Raw genomic sequence first — 22,565 nt, forward strand, 5'->3', positions numbered from 1 at the left:
GGCCCCCGAGCCCGGCAGACGCCACGTAGCGCTACCTCGCGCGAGCCCGAAAGCTCGCGGGAGCTCGCGTGCCCCCGGGGGCCGCCGCCGGCCTTGGACGTTGCGAGGTAGCGCTAAGTGCGGGCTCTGGGGGCGAGAGGTGGCACTTAGCGCTACCCCGCGAGGGCCTCGAGGGTGCCGCGGGCCCCGAGGGTGGCCAGGCGCGCGCGGGCGGCCACGAAGGCCGCCCGGAGGCGCTCGTCGGAGCCGAGGTCGCCGAAGACCGTGCGGTAGTCGAGGAACGAGCCCGGGGCATCCGCTTCGCCCGCCACGGCCGCCCGCAGGCCGTCGAGCCGCTTGTCGATCGGCTCGAGCGGGGCGCCGTTGTCGGCCCGGCCCTCGAGGAAGCGGCTCCAGGCCGCCAGCACGAGCACCGAGCGCTCGATCTCTCCGCCCGTGCGTAACTGCTCGCGCACGACCGGCAGCAGGAACTTCGGGATGCGTTCGGAGCCGTCGACGATCTGCCGCATCAGGGTGTCCCGGATGGCCTCGCTCGAGAATCGCCGCATGAGCTCGGCCGTGTAGTCGTCGAGATCGACGCCCGGCACCGGGGCGAGCGTGGGCCGCGCCTCCTCGTTCATGTAGCCGAGCAGGAACCCCGCGAACAGCGGATCGCGGCATACCTCGTGCACGTACTGGGCGCCCGAGAGCAGCCCCAGATAGCTCATCGCCTGGTGCGAGGCGTTGAGCAGCCGCAGCTTCATCACCTCATAGGGCTCGACGTCGTCGACGAGCTGAACGCCCACCGCGCCGAAGTCGGGGCGGCCGTCGGTGAAGTCGTCTTCGAGCACCCACTGCACGAACGACTCCGAGAGCACGGGCCACCGGTCGTCGATGCCGAACTCGCGTGACACCCGCTCGAGGCCCGCGTCGGTGGTGGCCGGTGTGATGCGGTCGACCATCGAGTTCGGAAAGCTCACCTCGGCGGCGATCCAGTCGGCGAGTTCCTGGTCGATCCGCGCCGCGAACGCCAGCACGGCCACGCGGGCCACGCGACCGTTGCCCTGGATGTTGTCGCACGACATGACGGTGAACGGCGTCGCTCCGGCATCCCGTCGCTCGCGGAGACCGGTCACGAGGAACCCGAGGGCGCTCGTGGGGGCCGCGCCACCGGGAAGCGCCTCGAGATCGGCGAGGGTCGCGGCATCCCGTGGCTCGAAGGCGCCGGTGGCGTCGTTGACGCCGTAGCCGCCCTCGGTGATGGTGAGGGAGGCGATGCGGGTGCGGGGGTCGCGCAGGGCGGCGAGCACCGCCTCGGGCTGCTCGGGAGCGTAGAGGTAGTCGATGATCGAGCCGATGACACGCACCTCGACGGCGCCGTCGGGGGCGGTGGTGACGAGGGTGTAGAGGTCGTCCTGTGCGCCGAGGGCGTCGCGCATGGCGCGGTCGCCGGGCAGGGTGCCGACTCCCAGGATGCCCCAGTCGGTGGCGCCGGCGCGCAGCGCGCGGTCGACGAACATCGCCTCGTGCGAGCGGTGGAAGGCGCCCACGCCGAAGTGCACGATGCCCGGCGTCACGGCGGTGCGGTCGTAGCCGGGCAGCGCCACGGCGGGATCGAGGGAGCCCAGGGAGCGGGCGTCGAGGGTGGTCATCGTGTCCTCCGGTCGAGGTGGGTGGTGCAGGGGCGGTGGTGGGGCGGGCGAGCGGGCGAGCAGAGCAAGTACGAAACGGGGTGACGGACGGGCGGGAGGAGACGGATGCCGGCGCGGCGACCTCCTCAGAGCACCGTCGTCAGATGCAACACCAGGTCGGCATTGGCGCGGGTGGCGTCGACCACGGCAGCGTTCTTCTCGTCGACCTCCCGCACCCAGTCGGCCGAGTCGGCCGGCGAGTGCCCGTAGGAGACACGGCGGCGCACCAGCCGGTCGCGGCGGAGCTCGGGCGAGACGTCGACGAACCACGACTCGTGCAGGTGCTCGCGCACGCCGTTCCAGCCGTGGTCGTCGGCCAGCAGGTAGTTGCCCTCGGTGATCACGAGCGGAACGGATGCCGGCACCGGCACGGCGCTGCCGATCGACTCCTCGAGGGCGCGATCGAACACGGGCGCGTAGACGACCTCCGCGTCCGCCGCGCCGAGCCGGCCGAGCAGCGCCACGAAGCCGTCGACGTCGAAGGTGTCGGGGGCGCCCTTGCGGTCGCGGCGGCCGAGGCGCTCGAGCTCCTGGTTGGCGAAGTGGAATCCGTCCTGGCCCACGAGCACGGCCTGGCCGTCGAGACCGGCGATGAGCGCGGCGCACAGCGTCGACTTGCCGGCCCCCGGTGTCCCGGCGATGCCCAGGATGCGGCGCTCACCGCTCGCGACGAGCCCGCGGCAGCGCTCGAGCAGTTCGTCGAGGGTGATGGCAATCGCTTCGCTCAGGTCGGTGGGGTGATCGCTCACCGGTGTCCTCCAGGTCGTCGTCGACGGGAGCGGACCCTGCCGGACAGCAGGCCGCCGGGCCTACGGTACGCAGGCGCGGGCATCCGTGTCAATTGAAATGACACCGGTGACACGAATTTGCATGACACAGGTGTCATCCGCGTCGTTCCGTGGTTATGATGGTGCGGCTATCACCCCTCGTTCGAACGGAAGAACCATGACTGACTTCAGCGGCCGCACCATCCTCGTCACCGGCGCGTCCGGCGGCATCGGAGGCGCGACCGTGCGCCATCTCGTCGAGGCGAACGCCACCGTGCTCGCCTCGGGCCGCAACATCGAGCAGCTCGAGAAGGTGGCCGCCGAGACCGGTGCCACGCCCCTGCCCTTCGACCTCACGAGCGAAGACAGCATCCGCGAGGCCATCGAGGGTCGCGACATCTGGGGCGTCGTCAACTCGGGCGGCTGGGGCGGCGAGATCGCCACCCCGCAGGATTCCGACATCGCGGTGTTCGACAAGGTGATGGCCATCAATGCCCGGGGGTCGCTGCTCGTCACGAAGTACGCGTCGCGCGAGATGATCCGTCAGGGCAAGGGGGGCGCTATCGTCAACATCTCGAGCCAGGCCAGCCTCGTCGCCCTCGTCGGGCACATCGCCTACGGCTCGTCGAAGGCCGCGCTCGACAACATCACCCGGGTCTCGGCGCTCGAACTCGGGCAGTACGACATCCGGGTCAACAGCGTGAACCCCACCGTCATCATGACGCCGATGTCGGCCTGGTACTGGGGCCGGCCCGAGATCGAGGGCCCCTACCTCGAGCAGATGCCGCTCGGCCGCTGGGCGACCGTCGACGAGATCGCGGCGCCCGTCGTCTTCCTGTTGAGCGATGCCGCGAGCATGATCTCCGGCGTCTCGCTGCCCATCGACGGCGGCTTCACCGCCCGCTGACCAGATCCGGATGCGCGCCGGCGGCGACATCCGAACCCCCGGGAGGGCAGATGGCGACAATGCGCGACGTGGCCGCGGACGCTGGGGTGAGCCCCAAGACCGTGTCCCGGGTGCTCAACGACGACCCGCACGTCTCCCCCGCGACGCGGGAGCGGGTGGAGCAGTCGATGCGCGCGCTCGACTACGTGCCGAACGCGTTCGCCACCACGTTCCGTTCGGGGCGCTCCCCCGTCGTCGGCGTGGCCGTGCCCGACATCGTCGATCCGTTCTTCGCGGCGATCGTGAACGCGGTGGAGGAGGCGGCCCTCGCGGAAGACCTGTCGACGCTGGTCACGAGCCTCGGGCACGACCCGGCCCGGGAACGGCCGGCGCTCGAGTCGGTGCTCCGGCGTCAGCTCTCAGGGCTGGTGGTCGCTCCCACCACAAACGATCACCGCTATCTCGCGGCGTGGGCAGCCCGCATCCCGATCGCCTTCGTCGACCGCGCTCCGGGTGCGCTGGTGGCCGACGCCTTTCTGCAGGACGACCGCGGCGGGGCGCGGGAGGCGACCGCGCACCTGATCGGGCACGGGCACACGCGGATCGGGTTCCTCGGCGACGCGCTCTCGGCGCCCACCATCGCCGCCCGCCTCGAGGGCTACCGCGACGCGCTGGCCGGGGCGGGGCTGCCATTCGATCCCGCGCTCGTGGCGCTGGGCGCGGCGACCCGACCGGGCGCGGCCGACGCCCTCGCGCGGCTACGGACGCCTGAGTTGGGCGTGACCGCGGTGTTCTCCTCGGACGCCCGCTGCACGATGGCGGTGGTGCCGGCGGTCACGGCGCATCCGATCGCCCTCACCGCCTTCGGCGACTTCCCGCTCGCCGACTCGCTCACCCCGTCGATCACGGTCGTCGCGCAAGACCCGGCAGCACTCGGGCGCTTGGCCGCCAACCGCCTCGTGGAGCGCGCCGCGCATCCGGGCCGCCGCCTCCGCCGCACCACCGTGCTGCCCGTCACCCTGGTCGAGCGCGACTCCTGCCGCATCCCTCCCGCCGCCTGATCTCCGCCTCGCCCACCGTTCCGAGTAGATGGAGCAGACGGACGTGGTGAGAGACGGATGGAGCCTCAGCACGTTTCAGGCCGAGACTCCATCCGAACGGCACAGGGCCGGGGTCGCGACGAGGGTCAGAGGGTGACCGCGCGTCCCTCCTCGTGCGACCGGAGGGCGGCGCGATAGATGTCGTGCGTCAGCGCCGCCTCCTCGGGGCGCGCGGCGCCGAAGCGGTCGCCGAGCGAGCCGTGGCGCTCGGCGAGGAACGCCGCCCACATCTGCAGGATCGAGTCGGAGAAGCCCGACTCGAAGATCGGCCCGGTGACCGTCGGCCACACGGATTGGCTGCCCACGTCGATCTGCTGCCACACCTGCTCGCGTCCGCCGCCGGGCACGTCGACCACCGCGAACACCTCCACCGACTTCGGGTTCTTCGTACTGAACCGCACGCCGCCGTCTAGGCCGATGGCCTCGAACTCCCAGGTGTTCTTCTGACCCGGGGCGATCCGCTTCGTCTCGGTGGTGAGCGGGAACTGCACGCCCTCGTGCCAGGCCCAGCTGTGCAGCACCGCGTTCTCCCAGGTGTCGCAGGGCACGAGCGTGCCGTCGGGGCCGGGGCGCTCGGGCACCAGATCCTGCAGCACGGCGTAGACCGACTCGGGGGCCCAGCCGAGCCGCAACGGAACGTGCCAGGTGTGCATGCCGAGGTCGTTCATGACCCCGGCCTCGCCGCAGAACTGCTTCTGCCGCTTCCAGTTCACGGGCTTCGACAGATCGAGATCGCTGGAGTGCAGGAAACTGTTGCGCGCCTCGATGATGGTGCCGAGCGCGCCCGAGCGCACGTAGTCGACGGCCAGCTGCGCTCCCGGGAAGAACGGCATCTCGCTCGAGCACCGCACGAAGCTCTCCGGATGCGCGGCCATCTCCGCCAGCACCGCCTGAGCCGCGGCCCCGTCGATGCCGAACGGCTTCTCGGCCAGCAGGCTCTTGCCGCTCGCGATCACGTCGCGGTAGATCTTCTCGTGCAGGTCGTGCCGCACAGCCACGTACACCACGTCGATGCTGTCGTCGGAGAGGATGTCGGCGTAGTCGGTGGTCTTCGTGACCACCGTGTCGATCTCGTCGAACCAGTCGAGCGCGGCCGGGTTGATGTCGCACACCGCGGTCAGCCGCGGCCGCACGGGGTGGTCGATGAGGGCGGGCCACCGCTGGATGGCGGCCGCGATCTCCCGGCCCATCAGCCCGCCACCGACGATGGCGACGTTGACGCGTTCGGCGCTCATGCCTGCACCGCCCCGGACTCGGCGCGCGCGGCATCCGACTCGGCCAGGATCCCGAGACCCTGCTCCACGTCGGCGCCGTCATGGAGCACGGCGAGCAGCGCGGCCGTGATGCCGGCGGGGTTCTCGTGCTGCACGATGTTGCGTCCGTAGACGATGCCCTTGGCACCGGCGGCGAGCACGGCGACCGTTCGCTCGAGCAAGGTGCGGTCGTCGACGCGCCCCCCGCCGCGTACGAGCACGGGCACGTCGCCGGCGACCTCGATGACGCGGCCGTACTGGCTGAGGTCGTCGCTCGGATCGGCCTTGATGAGGTCGGCGCCGAGCTCGACGCCCTGGCGCACGAGGGTCACGATCTTCTCGATGTCGCCGTCGACCATGTAGCCGCCGGCCTTCGAGTTGTCCTGCATCACGAGGGGCTCGATCATGAGTGGCATCCCGTAGCGCGTGGCCTCCCGCCGCAATTCGAGGATCGAGCGGATGTTCGCCTCCCGCACCTCGGGGTGCCCGGGCAGCTCCATCAGGTTGACGCACACGGCGACCGCATCGAGTCGTACGGCCTCCTCGATGGCGTGCGGCACGTGGATGCTGAACAGCTGCGAGTCGAGCGGGTTGCCGTAGACGTTCGCGATGTCGGTGCGGAGCACCAGACCGGGCTTCTGCTTGCCCGGCACGCTCTGCAGGCGTCGCGCCTGCCCGATGGTGAGCTGCACCGCGTCGGGACCGGCGTCGACCAGGGTGCTCACCACGGCATCCATGTTCTCGATGCCCGTGACGAACGAACGTTCGCCGAAGAAGCCGTGGTCGACGGCCACGTCGAGCGCCCGGCCGGAGCGCGGGTTGAAGAGGCGATTGAGGCGGTACAGCGTCATTGCGGAGACTCCTGATCGTGGGGTGTGATCGGCCGGGGGTTTCGTCGACCCCTCTCGATGTGCCACAGTAATACCAGCGAGACAACGTTGTCTAGCCGGAAGTCCCGGCTCGTCTCGACGCGGAAGGAGCGGCATGACCGCATTGGTGGTGGCCGGACACATCTGCCTCGACCTCACGCCGCAACTCGGCGAGAGCGCCCGACTCGATCCCGGTCGGCTGATCGATGTGGGCCCGCTCCGCATCGGACTGGGAGGATGCGTGGCGAACACGGGTCTCGCCCTGGCCGACCTCGGCGCCGACGTCAGCCTGCACTCGACCGTCGGCGACGACGAGCTCGGCCGCATCCTGGCCGACACCGTCGCCCGCCGGCCGCGCCTGCACTCCGACCTCCACGTGGCGCCGGGTCGCACCACCTCGTACAGCCTGGTGCTCGAACCCGCGGGGCACGACCGCACCTTCTGGCACCACACCGGCGCCAACGCGGTCTTCACCGGCGAGAACCTCGACGTCGGCGACGCTCCGCTGCTGCACGTCGGCTACCCGCCGCTGCTGCCGGGCCTCCTCGACGACGGGGGCGCACCCCTCGAACGCCTGCTCGGCCGCGCGCGCGAGCGGGGTGCTACGACCTCGCTCGACCTGGCCGTCGTCGATCCGTCGTCGGAGGTGGGCTCGGTCGACTGGACCGAGATCCTGCGCCGTGCCGCTGCGGTCACCGACATCCTGAGCCCCAGTCTCGACGACCTCACGTCGGCGCTCGGCGCGACATCCGGCATCCCGCCGCTCCCGGCCGCCACCGCCGCGCAGGCCTACGCCGACCTGCTGCTCGGATGGGGAGCCGCCGTGGTGGCGATCTCGGCCGGCAGCGACGGCTTGCTCATCCGCACCTCGAGCGCCGAGCGGCTGCAGCGGGGAGGTCGCCTGCTGGCACCGCTCGCGTCGACCTGGGCCGACACCTCGCTACGGGTGCGGCCGTTCCCGGTCGAGCGGGTGGTCACCACGAACGGCGCCGGTGACGCGTCGACGGCGGGGCTGCTCTTCGCCCTCTCCCGCGGGGCGTCCCCCACGCTCGCCGCGCACACCGCGGCTGCGGCGGCGGCGGCCGTGATCTCCGGGCGGCGCCCGACGGGCGAGGTGATGTCGGGCATCCTGCCGGCTGCGGCGAACCTCTTCGCGGCCACCGGGAGCTGATGGTGCGCGGTGGCGCGGGGGACGCCGCGCGGGGCGGCGAGCCACGCGTGCCCTGGCGCGGCGCATGGGCTGGCGTGCTGGGCGGCGAGCCACGCGTGCCGTCGCACGGCGCGAGGGCTGGCGCGCCGCGCGAAGCGTGGACTGGCCCGCGGCACGGCGCGGCGTCAGCGTCGCGGCACAGGGGGCGGGCACGATGATCGACATGCCCAAACCGCCCACGATGAAGGATGTCGCGGCGGCGGCCGGGGTGAGCCTCAAGACCGTGTCGCGGCACGTCAACGGCGCCACGAACATCGACCCGGAGCTCGCCGGCCGGATCGCGGCGGCCATCGTGACGCTGGGCTACCGGCACAATCTGGCGGCGGCGAGCATCCGTCCCGGGCGCTCGGCGAAGGTGATCGGTCTCGTCATCAGCGATCTTGCGAACCCCTATTGGTCGGCGCTGGCGCGATCCGTGGAGCGGGTGCTGAGCGAGAACGGCTACCTGCTCATGACGGTGAGCTCGGAGGAGGACGCGGAGCGGCACCGACTGCTCGTCGACCGCCTCATCGCGCAGCGCGTCGACGGACTGATCGCCGCCCCGCCGCGCCGCGACGGGCTCGACTGGGCGGTGTCCGCCTCAGCGGCGCTGCCGCTGGTGGCGATCGACCGCCCGGTGCTGCCGTCAAGCGCGCGGCCGCGCGACGAGGAGCCTGAGGGCGACTCGGATGGTGTGGGCGGCGAGTCCGCGCGTCGCGTGACGATCGACAGCGAGTCCACCAACGGCTCCCCCACCGCCGGCAGCTCCGTCGCGGTCGAGACCGTGCTGGCCGACAACGCCGGCGGGGCCGAGGCCGCGACCCGCGAGCTCTTCGCCCAGGGCGCGCGACGCGTGCTCTTCCTCGGCGACTCGCTCGAGCTCTACACGATGCGCGAACGTCTCGTGGGCTATCGGAGGGCCGTTCGCCGAGCATCCGGCGACCCCGTGGATGACGATCGCGCCCTCGTGGTCACCTCTGCCCACACCGCCGCCGAAGCCGCCGACATCGTCGGCGCGCTGCTCGGCTCCGGCCAGGTCGACGCCGTCTTCGCCGCGAACAACCGCTCCTCGATCGGTGCCCTGGAGGCCTTCACCCGTGCCGGCATCCGGCTGCCCCTCATCGGGTACGACGACTTCGAGTCGGCGACGCTCGTGCGCCCGGCGGTCTCCGTCGTCGCTCAGGACGTCGCCCTGATGGGCGAGACCGCGGCGCGCGCGCTCCTCGCCCGCCTGGCGGGAACGCCCACGGACCCCGCGGTCACGGTGCTGCCGACGCAGTTGATCCTCAGGGGTTCGGAACGCCCCTGACGACGTCGAGGCGGATGCGCCCACCCGCGATCCCCCGGTCGCCGTCGGGAGTGGGGGCCGGCGCCACCAACCGCTGCTCGACGTCGATCGCGTCGCGTGCCAGCATCGCGTGCGGGTTGAACACCTCGTCGTAGGCCGCCGTCATGAGCCCGGCGCCCGGCGCGCTCGCACCGCGCTTCTCCGGATGCCGCCGATACCAGGCGCCCACAGCGAACAGCCCCACCACCACGGCGGCGAGGGCCGTGAGCACGAGGGCGACCACGAGGGTTTCCGGCATGCGTCGAGGGTACCGCGGCGTAACAATGACAGCGACCTCCGTTCACTGGGCTAGTGTCGACCGAACACCCCGGCGCCTTGGCGGAGTGGCTACGCAGCGGTCTGCAAAACCGTCTACACGGGTTCGAATCCCGTAGGTGCCTCTTATCAGTCGTGATTCGTCCGCAGTTGCGGCGGTATCATGAGATCCATGTCGCAGATTCGGATCAAGGATGCCGCCGTGTTCCTCGGCGTGAGCGACGACACCGTGCGCCGGTGGATCGATTCGGGCCTGCTCGAGAGCACGAAGGACTCCTCCGGCCGCACGACCGTCGACGGCCTCTCCCTCGCGCAACTGGCGCGCAAGAACGCCGTGCTGCCGGCGGACCCGTCCGAGATCGGGCGGAGCGCCCGCAACCGGTTCGTGGGGCTCGTCACCGAGATCACCCTCGACACGGTCATGGCGCAGGTGGAACTGCAATGCGGGCCGCACCGCGTCGTCTCCCTCATGTCGAGCGAGGCCGTGCGCGAGCTCGGTCTCGAACTCGGTTCCGTCGCCATCGCCGTCGTGAAAGCCACGACGGTCATCATCGAGACCCCCGGGGGAAACGCATGACGCGCATCCGAATCGGTGGCCGGCCGGTCGCCCGCCTCGCCGCCGGACTGCTCGCCGCGTCCGTGGTCGCCGTCTTGGCCGGATGCGCCGGCTCCAGCGCCGGCTCCGCGGTGGGCGACTCGAGCGGCGACACCTCCCCCTCCGTCGGCGCCACTCCGACCGCGCCCGCCCTCGAGGGGTCGATCACCGTCTTCGCGGCCGCCTCGCTCAAGCAGACCTTCACCGATCTGGCCGAGCAGTTCGAGGCCGAGAACCCCGGAACCACGGTCGAGCTGAACTTCGCCGGATCGAGCGACCTCGTGACGCAGATCACCGAGGGGGCACCCGCCGACGTCTTCGCCTCGGCCGACGAGAAGAACATGGCCAAGCTCACCGACGCAGCCCTCATCGACCCCGCGGCCCCCGTCGACTTCGCCACCAACGTGCTCGAGATCGCGGTGCCGCCCACCAATCCCGCCGGCATCACCTCCTTCGCCGATCTGGCCGCGCCGGGGGTCAAGCTCGTGGTGTGCGCCCCGCAGGTGCCGTGCGGATCGGCCACGGTCGCCGTCGAACAGGCCTCCGGGGTGACGCTCACGCCGGTGAGCGAGGAGTCGTCGGTCACCGACGTGCTCGGCAAGGTCACCTCGGGCGAAGCGGATGCCGGACTCGTCTACGTCACCGACGTCGCGGCCGCCGGCGACGCCGTGAAGGGGATCGAGTTCCCCGAGTCGAGCGGGGCAGTGAACACCTATCCGATCGCCGTCGTGAAGGACTCGAAGACCGCCGACGTGGCGCAGGCCTTCGTCGACTACGTGACCGGCTCCGTGGGTCAGGGCGTGCTCGCCGATGCCGGCTTCGGAGCACCCTAGGCCTCCGTGAGCCGCGCCGCGGCGTAGCGCCTCCCTTTCGGGAGGAGGGGAGTGACACGAAGCCCGTATACGACCGTCGTGGCACTCCCCTCCTCCCGAAATCACCACCACCATGATCGTGAGCCCCCGATGACCGCCACCCCCTCCGCCTCCGCCCGCTACGCCGGCGTGCCGCGGTGGGTCGCGGCCGTCGCGGTGGTCGGCGCCCTCTTCGTGGTCGTACCGCTCGTGGGCATGGTGGTGCGGGTGAACTGGGCGGAGTTCATCCCGCTCATCACCTCCGAGTCGTCGATCGACGCGCTGTGGCTGAGCCTTCGCACCTCGCTCACCGCTACCGCCCTGTGCATCGCGCTGGGCGTGCCGATGGCGATCGTGCTGGCGCGCACGCACTTCTGGGGGCAGAAGATCCTGCGATCGCTGGTGCTGCTGCCGCTGGTGCTGCCGCCGGTGGTGGGAGGCATCGCGCTGCTCTACACCTTCGGACGGCGCGGCCTCCTCGGGTCGACGTTCGACGTGCTCGGCATCGAGATCGCGTTCTCGACCACCGCCGTCGTGCTGGCGCAGACCTTCGTGGCGCTGCCGTTTCTCGTGCTGAGCCTCGAGGGCGCGCTGCGCACCGTCGGCACGCGGTACGAGGCGGTGGGCGCCACGCTCGGTGCGGCACCCACGACGGTGCTGCGCCGCATCACGCTGCCGCTCGTGCTGCCGGCCCTGCTCTCGGGCGCGGTGCTCTCGTTCGCGCGCGCGCTCGGCGAGTTCGGGGCGACCCTGACTTTCGCCGGCAGTCTGCAGGGGGTCACCCGCACGCTGCCGCTCGAGATCTACCTGCAGCGCGAGACCGATCCGGATGCCGCAGTGGCGCTCTCGCTGGTGCTCGTCGTTGTGGCGATCGTCGTCGTGAGCATCGCGCACCAGGCCGGGGAGTCGGGACCGTTCCGGGGCGGACCGCGGGTGCCGGCATCCTCGTCGACGACGACGACGACGCCCACGAGAAAGGGCACGACGCCGTGAGCCTGGAGTTCAGCGCGCGGCTGGCCGAACGCGGTTTCGACGTCTCGCTCTCGGTGGCCGAGGGCGAGACCGTCGCGGTGCTCGGTCCGAACGGCGCCGGCAAGTCGACGCTGCTGAACGTGCTCGCCGGCCTCGTGCGCCCGGATGCCGGACGAGCCGTGCTCGGCGACACGGTGCTGTTCGACGTGGGACCGCACTCCGAGGCGGAACGGGACGACCGCGGCCGCAGCGATGAAGGGCGGCCCGATGCCGGGCGAAGCGACGCGGGTGGGCAGAGCGGCGCGGGCGGGCAGAACGACGCGGGCGGGCAGAGCGACACAGGCGGGCAGAGCGACGCGAGCGGGCAGACCAACGCGAGCTGGCAGAGCGACACAGGCGGGCAGAGCGGTACGGGCGGGCGGAGCCGCGCGGCCGGGCAGAGCGACACAGGCGCGCAGAACCGCGCGGCCGGGCAAAGCGACACAGGCGGGCGGAGCCGCACGGGCGGGCGGCGGTGGCTGCCGCCGCACGAACGGGGCGTGTCGTTGCTCGCTCAGGAGGCGCTGCTCTTCCCGCACCTGAGCGTGCTCGACAACGTCGCCTTCGGGCCGCGCAGCCGCCGCTTCGGCGCCGGAAGGCTCGCGGACGCAGAACGGCCGGGCCGGGCAGGCCGCAACGGGACGCGGCGGCCGAGCAAGGCCGAGGCCGACGAGGTCGCGGCACGATGGCTCGACGAGGTCGATGCCGCCGAGCTGGCCGACCGCAAGCCCGCCCAGCTGTCCGGCGGGCAGGCGCAACGCATCGCGGTCGCTCGCGCCCTCGCATCCGACCCCCGCCTCCTCCTGCTCGACGAGCCGATGGCGGCGCTCGACATCGCCGTGGCGCCGGCGCTCCGCCGCATGCTCCGGCGCGTGCTCGAGGGGCGCACGGCCATCATCGTCACCCACGACATCCTCGACGCCTTCACTCTCGCCGATCGCGTGGTGGTGATGGATGCCGGCCGCATCGTCGATATCGGCCCCACCCGTGCCGTGCTCGAACGCCCGTCGAACCAGTTCACCGCCGGGCTCGCCGCCCTGAACGTGCTGATCGGAACCGCGGATGCGTCGCAGCCGGATGCGCGCTTCACCGGCTCCGGCCTGGGCGACCCGGACGGCACGCCCCGAACGGAGTGGGGCTCGGCCGTGGTCGAGGGCGGGCAGCGCATCGTGGCGGCCGTCGACGCACCGCTCGTGCCCGGCGCGCGAGCCGCGGTGGCCGTGCGACCGGCACTCGTCTCGGTGACCACAAGGGCGCCGCACCCCGCCTCCCACCGCGCCACCGCGACCGCAACTGCAGCCACCACCGAGACCACCGCCACCACGACCGCCGCGACCGTCGACGCAACCGCAGACGAAGCCAAAGCCGCAGCCGCAGCCGCCCATGGCGCCCCCGCGAACGTCGTGCCGGGCACCGTGCTCGACCTCGAGCCCCGAGGGGACGTCGTGCGCGTGCGCACCGAGCGCATCGCCGCCGACCTCGCCCCCGCCCAGGTCGCCGCCCTCGACCTCGCCCCCGGCACGCCCGTCTGGTGCTCCTTCACCCCCGACGCCGCCGTCGCCTACCCCCTCTGATCCCCACGGCTCGGCGGTCATGCCCGGGATGCGGGGCACCGGCACCCACGACGGCGTCGGCCGGCCTGATTCCCTGCATTGTGCCGCTCTCGGCCGAGACGTAACCTGGGCGCGGCCGATCGAGGAGGATCGCATGGCACGCGGATACGCGGCGGACACCGTCGAGGGGTATCTCGCCGCCGTGCCCGACGCGCAACGCGCCGCCCTCACCGCCGTGCGCGCGGCCCTGCTCGCCGCGATCCCGGATGCGACCGAGGGCATCTCCTACCAGATCCCGATCTTCACCTATCGCGGCAAAGGCCTGCTCGGGCTCTCCGCCGCCCAGAAGCACTGCAGCCTGCACCTGATGAGCCCTCCCCTCGCGGCAGCACTCAAGGCCGAGCACGTGCTCACCGAGGGCACCCTCTCGGGTGCCACCCTGCAGTTCCCCAATGACTCCCCGTTGAGCGACGCCACCGTGCGCCTCATCGTCGAGCGACGGATCGCCGAAGTGGATGCCCGGGGCTGACCAGCGCCGGCACGAAGCGGCTCAGCCCGCGTCAGCCGTCTCGGCCGGCCGCCCCGAAGCGCGCAGCAACGTGTAGGTGTACTCAACGTTCGCGATCGCGTGCAGCACGCATCCGGCGCCCACCACGATCAACGCGAACAGGTTCAGCCCCGCGTTCCCGGGCCAGAACGACGCGATCACGAGAAGCAGCGGGAAGCCCACCATGAGCAGCACGGTGCGGAGCCGCCCGATCCACCGCACCTTCACGATGCCGGGCTTCCGCACGAGGATGGTGATGCCGAGCAGCAGATCGCTCAGCAGGATGACGATGGCCATCCACAACGGCACCAGCCCCGCGACCACGAGCGTCGCGCACACCACGAACTGGCTGACGCGGTCGGCGATCGGATCGAGCTTCTTGCCGAGATCGGTCTGCTGGTGGAAACGGCGCGCGATGAAGCCATCGGCCCAGTCCGTGATGCCCAGCACGATGAGCGTGAAGAGCGCCAGCAACGGGTTGCGGAACACCAGCAGCAGCACCACGAACAGCGGGGTGAGGATGAGGAGTCGCCCGAACGAGATGGCGTTGGGCACGTTCACGCGTCGGGCAGCGCCTCGGTCGTGATGATCGACCCGGTCCAGCCCTCCTGGGCGGCGATCACTCCGGTGAGTTCGGCGTTGATGTAGAGGATGCCCCCGTCGGCCCCGGCGGAGTGGAAGTAGGAATCGCTGAACACCGAGTCGCTCAACACGACCTTGACGTTCGGATACGTCTGCACGATGCGCGCGATGGCACGTTCCGGATCGGACACCCCTCCTCCTTTCGACAGCCTGCGCTTTCGATAGCCTGGAGCCAGCTTACTTCCAGGGGGTAGACATCGATGGAGTTCACGACCGAATCGCTCGGCGACGGCATCGTGGTGGTCCGCGGCGACGGGCGGCTGAACATGGTCTCCGGACCGGCGCTGCGCGAGACCGTGAAGCGCCGGATCGACACGGGTGAGCCGCGGATCGTGGTCGACCTGAGCAAGGTGCCGTTCATGGACTCGTCGGGGCTCGGGGCGTTGATCAGTTGCCTCAAGACCGCTCGGGAGGCATCCGGAGACCTGCGGATCGTGTCGCCCTCGGCGCAGGTGACGATGGTGCTGACCCTCTCGAACGTCGACAAGATCCTGCCGTCATACGACTCGGTCGAGGCGGCGTACCGTGACTGAGGAGCGCAAGAGCCTGGTGTTCAGCTCGCCGCCCGACGACGTGGATGCGGTGCACGAGTTCCTCGAGACGGTGTGGGGCGCGAATCCCGACGTCAGCGAATTCGACCGGATGGCGTTCGAGACGGCCCTGATCGAACTCGCGTCGAACGTCATCCAGCACGCCGGGGGCAGTGGCGGGGTGACCTGCGTGCTCTCGGTCACCGCCGATGAGAAAGGGCTCGCCGCGTCGCTCGCCGACACCGCCGACGAGGGCGGGATCGTGCTGATGGGCCGCGAGATGCCCGAGGCGCTCTCGGAGTCGGGGCGCGGCATCCCACTCATCCAGGCGCTGGTCGACGAACTCCACTACGAGCGCCTCGACGAGCGCAACGTCTGGACCATCCTCCGCGCCCGCACGGCCTGAGCCCCAACGCGACTCAGGGGCGGCGGGAGACCACGACGACGGTGACGTCGTCGGAGGCGCGAGAGCGGGCGGATGCCGCGAGCTCGGCGAAGCGGGCGACCGCGGCGTGCGGGGACGACGCATCGCGCACGATCGCCGCGACCTCGTCGAGTGAGGCGAGAGTGCCGTCGAAGAGGTCGAGCACGCCATCGGTGAAGGACACCAGCCGGTCGCCGGGTTCCAGCGTCGCCGATCCGCGTGTCCACTCCCCCGCCGCCACGATGCCGATCGGGAGGCCTGTCGCTTCGAGGCGCTCGGCCGGCGCGCCGGAGCGCACGATCGCCGAGAGTCCGTGCCCGGCATCCGCGTAGTCCACGCGACCGGATGCCGTGTCGATGACGGCATGGAAGAGCGTGGCGAAACTGCCGACGACCCCGAGGTCGTCGGCGAGCTGCGTGTTGACCGCCTCGACGGCGCCCACGACGTCGTCGCCGGTGCGCGACTGGAACGCCGCGCGTACGGCGGCGGCCAGGATGGCGCCCGCCGCCCCCTTGCCCATCACGTCGGCCAGGGTGAGCTCGATGCTCGACCCGTCGCCGTGCCAGGCGTAGTAGTCGCCGCCGACCGTCTTCGCGGGGAGACAGATGCCGGCCACCTCGAAGTCCGGCCAGCCCGGCTGGTCCTGCGGCAGCAGACCCTGCTGCACCTCGGCCGCGCGGTCGAGATCGGCGGTGTCCTGCAGCTCCCGCTCGACCCACTGGCCCATCTCGTCGAGCAGTCGACGCTGCTCGGGCCCGAACTCGCGCGGAACCGTGTCGACGAGGCAGAGCGTGCCCACCCGCAGGTCGTCGCCGAGACTCAGCGGGCGCCCGGCGTAGAACCGCACGTGGCGCTCATCGCTGACCGGGGAGCGGTCGGAGAAGCGGGCGTCCTTCGTGGCATCCGGAACCACCACGATGTCGGGCTGGCGCACCGTGATCTCGCAGAACGAGTCGATGCGCGCGATCGACGTGGCTTTGCCGGGCAGATGCGGCGACTTCGTGAACTGCCGCTCGTCGTCGATGAGGTTGATCTCGGCCACCGGCACGTCGAAGAGCTCGCGCGCGATGCGGGTGATCCGGTCGAAGCGCTCCTCGGCCGGGGTGTCGAGCAGGTCGAGCCGTTCGACGGCCGCCACACGGAGTCGCTCGAAGTCGTCGTCGATCCTGGTCTCCTGCGCACCCAACCCCATGCCCGCAAGCGTAACCCGGTTCGCTCATCCGCACGCTTTCGCGCCATCCCGGATGCCGGAAGCGCGAAGACCTGCGGATCAGCGGGCGCGGGTCGGCGCGGTGGGCGTGAGGCGGAAGATGCGGAGGGTGCGACCGGATGCCCGCTCGTAGCCCCGGTAGCCCGGCCACTGCCGTTCGATGTACGTCCAGACCGCTTCCCGCTCGTCGTCGCCGATCAGCGTCGCGCGCACGTCGATGCGCTTCCCGTGCAGGCTGACCCAGGCCTCCGGATGCGCGAGCAGGTTCGTGCTCCACGCCGGGTGGTTCGGCCCGGCGAAGTTGCTGCCGGTGACGAGCATCCGCTTCCCCGGCTCGGGGCAGTACATCAGGGCGGTCTCGCGCTCGAGCCCCGACTTCGCGCCCGTGGTGTGGAGCACCAGCGACGGCACGAGGAGTCCGCTGAGCTGCACGCGGCCCCGCGTCAGCCAGGTCATTCCGCGCTCGAGCGGGGGCATGATCGTGGGGCCGACGCGACGGAAGAGGCGGGTGCGCGAGAACCTCGCCACCACCCGCCTCACTCCGTGGACGATCGATGCCATGCCTTCACGCTAATGCGTAGGCAGGGCATCGCTCGGGATCAATACCAGTTGACGGACTGCGAGTGTCCCCACGCGGCGCACGGCGTGCCGTAGCCGCGGGCGATGTAGTCGAGCCCCCAGGAGATCTGGGTCACGGCGTTGGTGGCCCAGTCGTCGGCGATCGAGGACATCTTGCTGCCCGGCAGCGACTGCGGGATGCCGTAGGCGCCGCTGCCGGCGTTCTCGGCCTGGTAGTTCCAGCCGGACTCCTTGGTCCAGAGCGAGTCGAGGCACTGGAACTGGTCCTCGCCCCAGCCGTACTGGCTGGCGGCCATCTGCGCGGCGACGGTGCGGGCGCCGTCGGGCGTGTTGGCGGCGGCGATCGCGTCGGCCGCGGCCTGAGCGGCGGCTGCGGCCTGGGCTGCGGCGGCGGCTGCGGCATCCGCGGCGGCCTTGTCGACCGCGGCGGCCTGCGCTACGGCCTGGCTCGTCACGGTCACGGCGGTGTTGGTGAGCGTCTGCACCGTGGTGGTGTCGAGGTACGGGTAGTTCGCGAGCGACGCGACCGAGGCGATGAGCGGGGCCGTGTCGACCTTGCCCTTCACGGATGCCATGACCGTGCTGGCCTGGGCGATGGTGGTCTCGGCGCGGGTGTCGGCCCGTTCGGTGGTGCGCTGCAGGAGCTCGGCCTGCTCGTCGACCTTCGGGGCCGTTGTGGCCGAGGCGGAGGCGGTCGTGCCCGCGGCGTTCTGCGCGTTGGCGATGGCCGGATGCGCGAAGGAAGCGAGCGCCACCAGGGCGGCGGCCGCGGCGATGCCCGCGAACGGGGCGAGGACGGAGCCGCGACGGGGGCGCCGCGAACGACGGGTGACCGCGTCGTTCGTGCCGGTCGGTTCGGTGCCGGGGGTCGGGGTGAGCGTTTCGGGCGTGGTCGTGCGTGGGGCGTTGAACATGTTTTCCAATGGTTGAGCCATGGGTGCATGCGCGCGGTGGCGCTCGGGAGCACTCCTGCCGCAAGAGCTCGCCTCTTGGACGGGCGCGACGGAACGGCGCGACGGGATGTCGACGGGGTCCGCGCGGCAGTTGGCGGTGACGGTCGGTGTCGGGTGACGGCGAAGCCGTCACGGCTTCGGAGTCGACGTTCGCGGAGATCCGGGGGGTATCGGGTGTTCGGGTTGCCCGGGGCAAACGATTGAAGCAACAAGTATGTGGGGTGATCCTGAAAGGTTTCTCCACGTGATCAGGTCTTTCCCGATCAGGGCCCAGAACGCGCGACTCAACCGCCGTTCAGCTCACGCGGTAGAACCGCCAGAAATCGTGCTGCACCGGCAGGATGTCGACCCGCTGGAATCCCGCTTCCGCCGCCCAGCGCCGCAGGGTCGGGGCGCGCAGCACGGTGCCGTTCGCGACGCTCGCCGACTCGGCCATCGTGGCCGGAAGGCAGTGCAGCACACTGAAGGCGTACTGCATCCGCTCCTCCTCGTTCGCGGGGGCTGCGAAGGCGTCGGCCACCTTCTCGTCGGCCACCAGCACGGCACCTCCCGGGGCCAACGCACGCCGGAACGACTCGAGTGCCCGCACCGGCTCCCCCATGTCGTGCAACGCCTCGAAGACCGTGACGAGATCGGCCGTGCCCTCGGCGGATGCCGCGGCATCCGCGGTCTCGAACCGCACCCGCCTCGCGTCCAGCCCTTCGGCGGCCGCGTTCGCACGCGCCTCCGCCACCGACGCCTCGTCGAGGTCGACGCCGACCACGGTGGCCCGCGGGAAGGCCCGGGCCAGGGCGATGGTCGACCAGCCGAGCCCGCACCCGGCGTCGAGCGCGGTGCCGCCGGCGTCGAGGCGGGCGGCGAGGTCGGGGAGGGTGTCGACCCAGCCACGGAGATCGTGGGTGAAGCCGGGCCGGTTCATCGCGGCGATGCCGTGGCGGAGTTCCTGCCCGAAGGCGGAGTACGCGACGCCCTCACCCGCGCGGTAGGCCTGCGCGACCTGCGGCAACGTGGCGGCGAGACCGACGACGATGGGCGGCACGCCCATCAGGTTGAGCGGATGCATGGGGTCGAGCAGCAGGGGTTCGAGCGCCGCGGGCAGCACGTATTCCCGCTCGGCTGCGGCGCGCTCGGCGGAACCGGCGGAGGAGGACGAGGAGGCACCCGCGTCGGCCGTCGCGGTCGCGGCATCCGGAGCGGTCGGAGCCGTGCGTCCCGGGGCGTCGCCGCGTCGCGCGTGGTCGTCGCGGCGGCGCGAATGCCGCTCCTGCACGGACGCGTCCGCGACGGCGGCGGAGGCGGTACGGTCGGCCGCGGTCCGATCGTCCGCGCCGTGGCCCCGATGGCGACGCTCGCGCTGCTCCTCCCGGTGACCGTGGCGGCGTTCCACTCGCCCCTGATGGTCTCGTCGGCCATGCGAGTGCTCATCGGCCTGCTCCTCGGCCGCCGCAGGATCACCGTCCCGGCCATGCGGCTCGTGACGGCCGCGACGACGCCGGCCGTCTGCGCCGGAGTCGCGCGCGGCATCCGGGGACACGACGTCGAGGATGCCCGCGGCCGCCTGCTGTTCGAGCCACTCCCGGGCGTACCGTTCGGCGATGCCGGCGCGGATGCCGAGGTGCTCCGCGTTGGTGGGGGTGCCCCCGGCCAGCGCCTCGTAGAGCCCGAGCCTGCGGCCCAGTTCGACGGCGAGGATCTCGGCGCTCGCGGTGAGCCCGCCGAGCATCCGCTCCGCGAACTCCGTCTGCCGAACCTCGTCGTCGGACATGCACCGCATGCTACTCGCCCGGCCCGGCGGGCACCATGCGACTTCGGCGGAGACGGTTGCGGGCACGCGACATCGCACCCAGGATGAGGGGATGATCCGCGGATACACCGCCCAGCAGGTGCGCGACGCCGAGAAGCCGCACCTGGCCGCCGGCGAGCCGCTCATGCAGCGGGCGGCGCAGGCGCTGGCCGACCGCGTCCTGCAGCTGCTCGAGTCGCGGCCCACTCTCTCGTCGCCGCGCGTGCTGCTGCTCGTCGGTTCGGGCGACAACGGCGGAGACGCCCTGTTCGCCGGTGCGTTCCTCGCGCGCTCGGGGGTGTTCGCGGGGGCCGACTCGCCGCGCGCCGAGGTCGTGGTCGACGCGCTCGCCGTCGGATCGCGGATGCACGAGGCCGGCGCTGCGGCCGCGACCACGGCGGGCGTGCGCTTCCTGGAGGCCGACAAGGCGACCATGGAGGCCCTGCGGGGGTCCGGTGATCCGCGGGGTGGGGCCGGGAGCTACCAGGTGATCGTCGATGGCATCCTCGGTACGGGCACCACCGCCGGCGCCCCTGCGCTCCGCGGCACGGCGCGCTCCGCTGTTCTGGCCATCCGATCCGGGCTTCACGGTGTCGGCGCGGCCGACGTCGCGACTTCGGCGAGCCGCCCTCTCGTGGTGGCCGTGGATATCCCGAGCGGCGTCGACCCCGACACCGGGGCGGTCGCCGACGACGCGGTGCTGCCCGCCGACGTCACGGTCACCTTCGGCGGCGTCAAAGCGGGCCTGCTGCTCGGCGTCGGTGCCCGACTGGCCGGCCGGATCGACCTCGTCGAGATCGGGATCGAGACCGATCTCGCCGCGATGACCCCGGCAGTCGAACTGCCCTGATCGCGATCCGGCGCTATCCCGCGATGGCCCGGCGACGACGGCGCACGGCGTCCTTGAACCATGCCGTATCGGGAATACGAGCCAGGAACGGCCCGACGACGACCGTGATGAGCACGTAGGCGGTCGCCAGCGGAGCCAGTCGCGGCTCCACACCCGCCGAGAGGGCGAGCCCCGCGATCACGATCGAGAACTCCCCGCGCGGCGTCAGCGCGAGCCCGGCACGCCACCGCCCAGGCACCCCGATCCCGGCCCGCCGCGCCGCGATGTACCCCGACGCCACCTTCGTCGCCATGGTCGCGACGGCCAGCAGAGCGGCCGGCAGGAGCATGGCCGTGAGCTCGCCGGCATCCGTCGTCAGTCCGAAGAACACGAAGAACACCGCGGCGAACAGGTCACGCAACGGCGTCAGCACCTGGCTCGCGCGTTGCGCCACCCGACCGGACACGGCGATGCCCACGAGGAACGCGCCCACCGCCGACGACACGTTCACCTCGGCCGCGAGACCGGCCACCAGCATGGTGAGGCCGAGCACGCCGAGCAGCAGGGGCTCCGGATGCTCGGGTGTGAAGATGCGCGAGATCACCGAACCGTGCCGGAGCGCGATGTAGAGGATGACGGCCACCACCCCCACGGCGACGGCCACTGCGATCGCGCCCTGCAGGAGGCTCACCCCCACGACGAGCGCGGCGAGGATCGGCAGGTAGAAGGCCATCGCGAGGTCTTCGATCACGAGGATCGCCAGCACCACGGGCGTCTCCCGGTTGCTCAGCCGCCCGAGGTCGCGCAGCATCTTCGCCACCACGCCCGACGACGACACCCAGGTCACTCCCGCGAGCGCGACGGCCGCCACCGGCCCCCAGCCGAGCAACAGCGCGAGCAGAGCACCCGGTAGGGCGTTGAACAGCGCGTCGATCAGCCCCGCTGTGCGCGACTGCCGGAGGTTGGTGAGCAGCTCCTGTGCCGTGTACTCCAGGCCGAGCAGGGCGAGCAGCAGGATGACGCCGATCTCCGAGCCGACCTGGAAGAAGTCCTCACTGGCATCCAGCGGCACGATGCCACCCTCGCCGAACAGCAGACCGACGACGAGGTAGAACGGGATCGGCGAGATGCCGATGCGGATGGCGAGCCGCCCCAGGAGGCTCATTCCCAGCAAGAGCGCGCCGACCTCGATCAGGATCACCGTCGTCTCATGCATGGGAGGGCCTTTACCCGGGGCCGTTGGCGATGATGTGGCTGAGGGCGTCGAGCCCTTCGCGCGTGCCGACCGCGACGATGATGTCGCCGGGCCGCAGCACGTCGGCCGGCGTCGGCGAGGGGATGACCTTGGTGTCGCGCACGATCGCGACGATCGACACCCGCGTGCGCGTGCGCGCCTTGGTGTCTCCGAGCGGCCGGTTGAGGTACGGCGAATCGGTGGGCAGCAGCAGTTGTTCGGTGAACAGTCCGGCGGCGTCGCCCGCGAGGCTGGTGAGCCGGCTCATCGTCACGGAGCTGCCGAGGAGGTCGGCGAGGGCCGCCGCCTCGTCGTCGGTGAGGGGAACCGAGTCGCTCGACGAATCCGGATCGTCGACGTCGAAGAGCGCGAGATCCCGGTCGCCGTCGCGGTGCGACACGACGCTCACCCGCCGGCCGTTCTCGGTCAGCAGGTCGTGCCGCACCCCGATGCCCGGCAGGTCGACCTTCTCGATTCGCACGCCCAC

Annotated in this window: 25 protein-coding genes and 1 tRNA gene; 13 read left to right on the forward strand and 13 right to left on the reverse strand. The window is 71.5% G+C overall.

What is annotated here, in order from left to right:
* Window positions 1-152: 152 nt before the first annotated feature.
* Window positions 153-1,631 (reverse strand): mannitol dehydrogenase family protein, encoded by a 1,479-nt coding sequence (locus tag ACFJGU_RS00575; RefSeq protein ID WP_382306714.1) that lies wholly within the window; start codon window positions 1,629-1,631, stop codon window positions 153-155.
* Window positions 1,632-1,756: 125 nt separating this feature from the next.
* Complete coding sequence (locus ACFJGU_RS00580) at window positions 1,757-2,419, reverse strand: nucleoside/nucleotide kinase family protein (RefSeq protein ID WP_382306716.1); 663 nt, start codon at window positions 2,417-2,419, stop codon at window positions 1,757-1,759.
* Between the two features lie 196 nt (window positions 2,420-2,615).
* On the opposite strand from ACFJGU_RS00580, the gene ACFJGU_RS00585 reads away from it, so the two are divergent.
* The gene (locus ACFJGU_RS00585) at window positions 2,616-3,344 is read left to right on the forward strand and encodes an SDR family oxidoreductase (RefSeq protein ID WP_382306718.1); all 729 of its coding nucleotides are present in this window, start codon (window positions 2,616-2,618) and stop codon (window positions 3,342-3,344) included.
* A 68-nt stretch (window positions 3,345-3,412) separates the two neighbouring features.
* Window positions 3,413-4,384 (forward strand): LacI family DNA-binding transcriptional regulator, encoded by a 972-nt coding sequence (locus ACFJGU_RS00590; protein WP_382306720.1) that lies wholly within the window; start codon window positions 3,413-3,415, stop codon window positions 4,382-4,384.
* 125 nt (window positions 4,385-4,509) lie between these two features.
* Here the strand turns inward: ACFJGU_RS00590 and ACFJGU_RS00595 are convergent, their stop codons facing one another.
* A complete protein-coding gene (locus ACFJGU_RS00595; protein WP_382306722.1) occupies window positions 4,510-5,658 on the reverse strand; it encodes a Gfo/Idh/MocA family protein in 1,149 nt (382 codons plus the stop codon).
* A complete protein-coding gene (locus ACFJGU_RS00600) occupies window positions 5,655-6,527 on the reverse strand; it encodes a class I fructose-bisphosphate aldolase (RefSeq protein ID WP_382306724.1) in 873 nt (290 codons plus the stop codon). The genes ACFJGU_RS00595 and ACFJGU_RS00600 overlap by 4 nt, the downstream gene beginning before the upstream one ends.
* 133 nt (window positions 6,528-6,660) lie before the next feature.
* Here ACFJGU_RS00600 and ACFJGU_RS00605 point away from each other — a divergent pair, with 133 nt between their 5' ends.
* Together ACFJGU_RS00605 and ACFJGU_RS00610 are read left to right on the forward strand one after the other, a co-directional pair.
* Entirely contained in the window at window positions 6,661-7,716 is a 1,056-nt protein-coding gene (locus ACFJGU_RS00605) for a carbohydrate kinase family protein (RefSeq protein ID WP_382306726.1), read from the forward strand.
* A gap of 202 nt (window positions 7,717-7,918) precedes the next feature.
* On the forward strand, window positions 7,919-9,043 hold the full coding sequence (locus tag ACFJGU_RS00610; protein WP_382306728.1) for a LacI family DNA-binding transcriptional regulator: 1,125 nt from the start codon (window positions 7,919-7,921) through the stop codon (window positions 9,041-9,043).
* On the opposite strand, the gene ACFJGU_RS00615 is transcribed toward ACFJGU_RS00610, so the two are convergent.
* Window positions 9,021-9,320 carry a hypothetical protein gene (locus tag ACFJGU_RS00615; RefSeq protein ID WP_382306729.1) on the reverse strand — a complete coding sequence of 100 codons (300 nt, stop codon included), beginning with the start codon at window positions 9,318-9,320 and terminating at the stop codon, window positions 9,021-9,023. The two genes, ACFJGU_RS00610 and ACFJGU_RS00615, sit on opposite strands and share 23 nt — an antisense overlap.
* 71 nt (window positions 9,321-9,391) lie before the next feature.
* Between ACFJGU_RS00615 and ACFJGU_RS00620 the strand changes: the two genes are divergently transcribed.
* From ACFJGU_RS00620 to ACFJGU_RS00645, 6 genes are all read left to right on the forward strand, one after another.
* Window positions 9,392-9,462, forward strand: a tRNA-Cys gene (locus ACFJGU_RS00620).
* A gap of 47 nt (window positions 9,463-9,509) precedes the next feature.
* The gene (locus tag ACFJGU_RS00625) at window positions 9,510-9,914 is read left to right on the forward strand and encodes a molybdopterin-binding protein (RefSeq protein ID WP_382306730.1); all 405 of its coding nucleotides are present in this window, start codon (window positions 9,510-9,512) and stop codon (window positions 9,912-9,914) included.
* Window positions 9,911-10,765, forward strand: a complete 855-nt coding sequence (modA, locus tag ACFJGU_RS00630; protein WP_382306732.1) for a molybdate ABC transporter substrate-binding protein — start codon at window positions 9,911-9,913, stop codon at window positions 10,763-10,765. The genes ACFJGU_RS00625 and modA overlap by 4 nt, the downstream gene beginning before the upstream one ends.
* 129 nt (window positions 10,766-10,894) lie before the next feature.
* On the forward strand, window positions 10,895-11,776 hold the full coding sequence (locus ACFJGU_RS00635) for an ABC transporter permease (RefSeq protein ID WP_382306734.1): 882 nt from the start codon (window positions 10,895-10,897) through the stop codon (window positions 11,774-11,776).
* Window positions 11,773-13,368: an ATP-binding cassette domain-containing protein gene (locus ACFJGU_RS00640; RefSeq protein WP_382306736.1), complete on the forward strand. Its 1,596-nt coding sequence runs from the start codon at window positions 11,773-11,775 to the stop codon at window positions 13,366-13,368. The genes ACFJGU_RS00635 and ACFJGU_RS00640 overlap by 4 nt, the downstream gene beginning before the upstream one ends.
* Before the next feature lie 133 nt (window positions 13,369-13,501).
* The gene (locus ACFJGU_RS00645) at window positions 13,502-13,876 is read left to right on the forward strand and encodes an iron chaperone (protein ID WP_382306738.1); all 375 of its coding nucleotides are present in this window, start codon (window positions 13,502-13,504) and stop codon (window positions 13,874-13,876) included.
* A 21-nt stretch (window positions 13,877-13,897) separates the two neighbouring features.
* Here ACFJGU_RS00645 and ACFJGU_RS00650 read toward each other — a convergent pair whose 3' ends face one another.
* Both ACFJGU_RS00650 and ACFJGU_RS00655 read right to left on the reverse strand, forming a co-directional pair.
* Window positions 13,898-14,455 carry a CDP-alcohol phosphatidyltransferase family protein gene (locus ACFJGU_RS00650; RefSeq protein WP_382306740.1) on the reverse strand — a complete coding sequence of 186 codons (558 nt, stop codon included), beginning with the start codon at window positions 14,453-14,455 and terminating at the stop codon, window positions 13,898-13,900.
* Window positions 14,452-14,667, reverse strand: coding sequence for a hypothetical protein (locus ACFJGU_RS00655; RefSeq protein WP_382306742.1), 216 nt, complete (start codon window positions 14,665-14,667; stop codon window positions 14,452-14,454). The genes ACFJGU_RS00650 and ACFJGU_RS00655 overlap by 4 nt, the downstream gene beginning before the upstream one ends.
* A 69-nt stretch (window positions 14,668-14,736) precedes the next feature.
* On the opposite strand from ACFJGU_RS00655, the gene ACFJGU_RS00660 reads away from it, so the two are divergent.
* Both ACFJGU_RS00660 and ACFJGU_RS00665 read left to right on the forward strand, forming a co-directional pair.
* Entirely contained in the window at window positions 14,737-15,069 is a 333-nt protein-coding gene (locus ACFJGU_RS00660) for an STAS domain-containing protein (RefSeq protein ID WP_382306744.1), read from the forward strand.
* A complete protein-coding gene (locus ACFJGU_RS00665; protein ID WP_382306746.1) occupies window positions 15,062-15,472 on the forward strand; it encodes an ATP-binding protein in 411 nt (136 codons plus the stop codon). Before ACFJGU_RS00660 ends, ACFJGU_RS00665 begins: the two co-directional genes overlap by 8 nt.
* Window positions 15,473-15,485: 13 nt before the next feature.
* Here ACFJGU_RS00665 and ACFJGU_RS00670 read toward each other — a convergent pair whose 3' ends face one another.
* From ACFJGU_RS00670 to ACFJGU_RS00685, 4 genes are all read right to left on the reverse strand, one after another.
* Window positions 15,486-16,682: a PP2C family protein-serine/threonine phosphatase gene (locus ACFJGU_RS00670; RefSeq protein ID WP_382306748.1), complete on the reverse strand. Its 1,197-nt coding sequence runs from the start codon at window positions 16,680-16,682 to the stop codon at window positions 15,486-15,488.
* 78 nt (window positions 16,683-16,760) lie between these two features.
* Window positions 16,761-17,261, reverse strand: a complete 501-nt coding sequence (locus ACFJGU_RS00675; RefSeq protein WP_382306750.1) for a nitroreductase/quinone reductase family protein — start codon at window positions 17,259-17,261, stop codon at window positions 16,761-16,763.
* A 38-nt stretch (window positions 17,262-17,299) separates the two neighbouring features.
* A complete protein-coding gene (locus ACFJGU_RS00680) occupies window positions 17,300-18,193 on the reverse strand; it encodes a hypothetical protein (RefSeq protein ID WP_382306752.1) in 894 nt (297 codons plus the stop codon).
* A 334-nt stretch (window positions 18,194-18,527) separates the two neighbouring features.
* Window positions 18,528-19,997, reverse strand: coding sequence for a class I SAM-dependent methyltransferase (locus tag ACFJGU_RS00685; protein ID WP_382306754.1), 1,470 nt, complete (start codon window positions 19,995-19,997; stop codon window positions 18,528-18,530).
* Between the two features lie 91 nt (window positions 19,998-20,088).
* Between ACFJGU_RS00685 and ACFJGU_RS00690 the strand changes: the two genes are divergently transcribed.
* Complete coding sequence (locus ACFJGU_RS00690; protein ID WP_382306756.1) at window positions 20,089-20,865, forward strand: NAD(P)H-hydrate epimerase; 777 nt, start codon at window positions 20,089-20,091, stop codon at window positions 20,863-20,865.
* A gap of 13 nt (window positions 20,866-20,878) precedes the next feature.
* On the opposite strand, the gene ACFJGU_RS00695 is transcribed toward ACFJGU_RS00690, so the two are convergent.
* A complete protein-coding gene (locus ACFJGU_RS00695) occupies window positions 20,879-22,060 on the reverse strand; it encodes a cation:proton antiporter (protein WP_382306757.1) in 1,182 nt (393 codons plus the stop codon).
* A gap of 10 nt (window positions 22,061-22,070) precedes the next feature.
* Complete coding sequence (locus tag ACFJGU_RS00700) at window positions 22,071-22,565, reverse strand: cation:proton antiporter regulatory subunit (RefSeq protein ID WP_382306758.1); 495 nt, start codon at window positions 22,563-22,565, stop codon at window positions 22,071-22,073.

The organism is Herbiconiux sp. UC225_62, assembly GCF_042694625.1.
Taxonomy (GTDB): Bacteria; Actinomycetota; Actinomycetes; order Actinomycetales; family Microbacteriaceae; genus Herbiconiux.

What these genes read in the sequence shown, in the direction of transcription:
- ACFJGU_RS00605 (WP_382306726.1), top strand. Translation starts at nt 6,661, where the DNA reads ATGACCGCATTGGTGGTGGCCGGACACATCTGCCTCGACCTCACGCCG.
- ACFJGU_RS00575 (WP_382306714.1), bottom strand. Translation starts at nt 1,631, where the DNA reads ATGACCACCCTCGACGCCCGCTCCCTGGGCTCCCTCGATCCCGCCGTG.
- ACFJGU_RS00660 (WP_382306744.1), top strand. Translation starts at nt 14,737, where the DNA reads ATGGAGTTCACGACCGAATCGCTCGGCGACGGCATCGTGGTGGTCCGC.
- ACFJGU_RS00695 (WP_382306757.1), bottom strand. Translation starts at nt 22,060, where the DNA reads ATGCATGAGACGACGGTGATCCTGATCGAGGTCGGCGCGCTCTTGCTG.
- ACFJGU_RS00615 (WP_382306729.1), bottom strand. Translation starts at nt 9,320, where the DNA reads ATGCCGGAAACCCTCGTGGTCGCCCTCGTGCTCACGGCCCTCGCCGCC.
- ACFJGU_RS00585 (WP_382306718.1), top strand. Translation starts at nt 2,616, where the DNA reads ATGACTGACTTCAGCGGCCGCACCATCCTCGTCACCGGCGCGTCCGGC.
- ACFJGU_RS00645 (WP_382306738.1), top strand. Translation starts at nt 13,502, where the DNA reads ATGGCACGCGGATACGCGGCGGACACCGTCGAGGGGTATCTCGCCGCC.
- ACFJGU_RS00685 (WP_382306754.1), bottom strand. Translation starts at nt 19,997, where the DNA reads ATGTCCGACGACGAGGTTCGGCAGACGGAGTTCGCGGAGCGGATGCTC.
- ACFJGU_RS00675 (WP_382306750.1), bottom strand. Translation starts at nt 17,261, where the DNA reads ATGGCATCGATCGTCCACGGAGTGAGGCGGGTGGTGGCGAGGTTCTCG.
- ACFJGU_RS00625 (WP_382306730.1), top strand. Translation starts at nt 9,510, where the DNA reads ATGTCGCAGATTCGGATCAAGGATGCCGCCGTGTTCCTCGGCGTGAGC.
- ACFJGU_RS00670 (WP_382306748.1), bottom strand. Translation starts at nt 16,682, where the DNA reads ATGGGGTTGGGTGCGCAGGAGACCAGGATCGACGACGACTTCGAGCGA.
- ACFJGU_RS00680 (WP_382306752.1), bottom strand. Translation starts at nt 18,193, where the DNA reads ATGTTCAACGCCCCACGCACGACCACGCCCGAAACGCTCACCCCGACC.
- ACFJGU_RS00690 (WP_382306756.1), top strand. Translation starts at nt 20,089, where the DNA reads ATGATCCGCGGATACACCGCCCAGCAGGTGCGCGACGCCGAGAAGCCG.
- modA (WP_382306732.1), top strand. Translation starts at nt 9,911, where the DNA reads ATGACGCGCATCCGAATCGGTGGCCGGCCGGTCGCCCGCCTCGCCGCC.
- ACFJGU_RS00635 (WP_382306734.1), top strand. Translation starts at nt 10,895, where the DNA reads ATGACCGCCACCCCCTCCGCCTCCGCCCGCTACGCCGGCGTGCCGCGG.
- ACFJGU_RS00595 (WP_382306722.1), bottom strand. Translation starts at nt 5,658, where the DNA reads ATGAGCGCCGAACGCGTCAACGTCGCCATCGTCGGTGGCGGGCTGATG.
- ACFJGU_RS00610 (WP_382306728.1), top strand. Translation starts at nt 7,919, where the DNA reads ATGCCCAAACCGCCCACGATGAAGGATGTCGCGGCGGCGGCCGGGGTG.
- ACFJGU_RS00600 (WP_382306724.1), bottom strand. Translation starts at nt 6,527, where the DNA reads ATGACGCTGTACCGCCTCAATCGCCTCTTCAACCCGCGCTCCGGCCGG.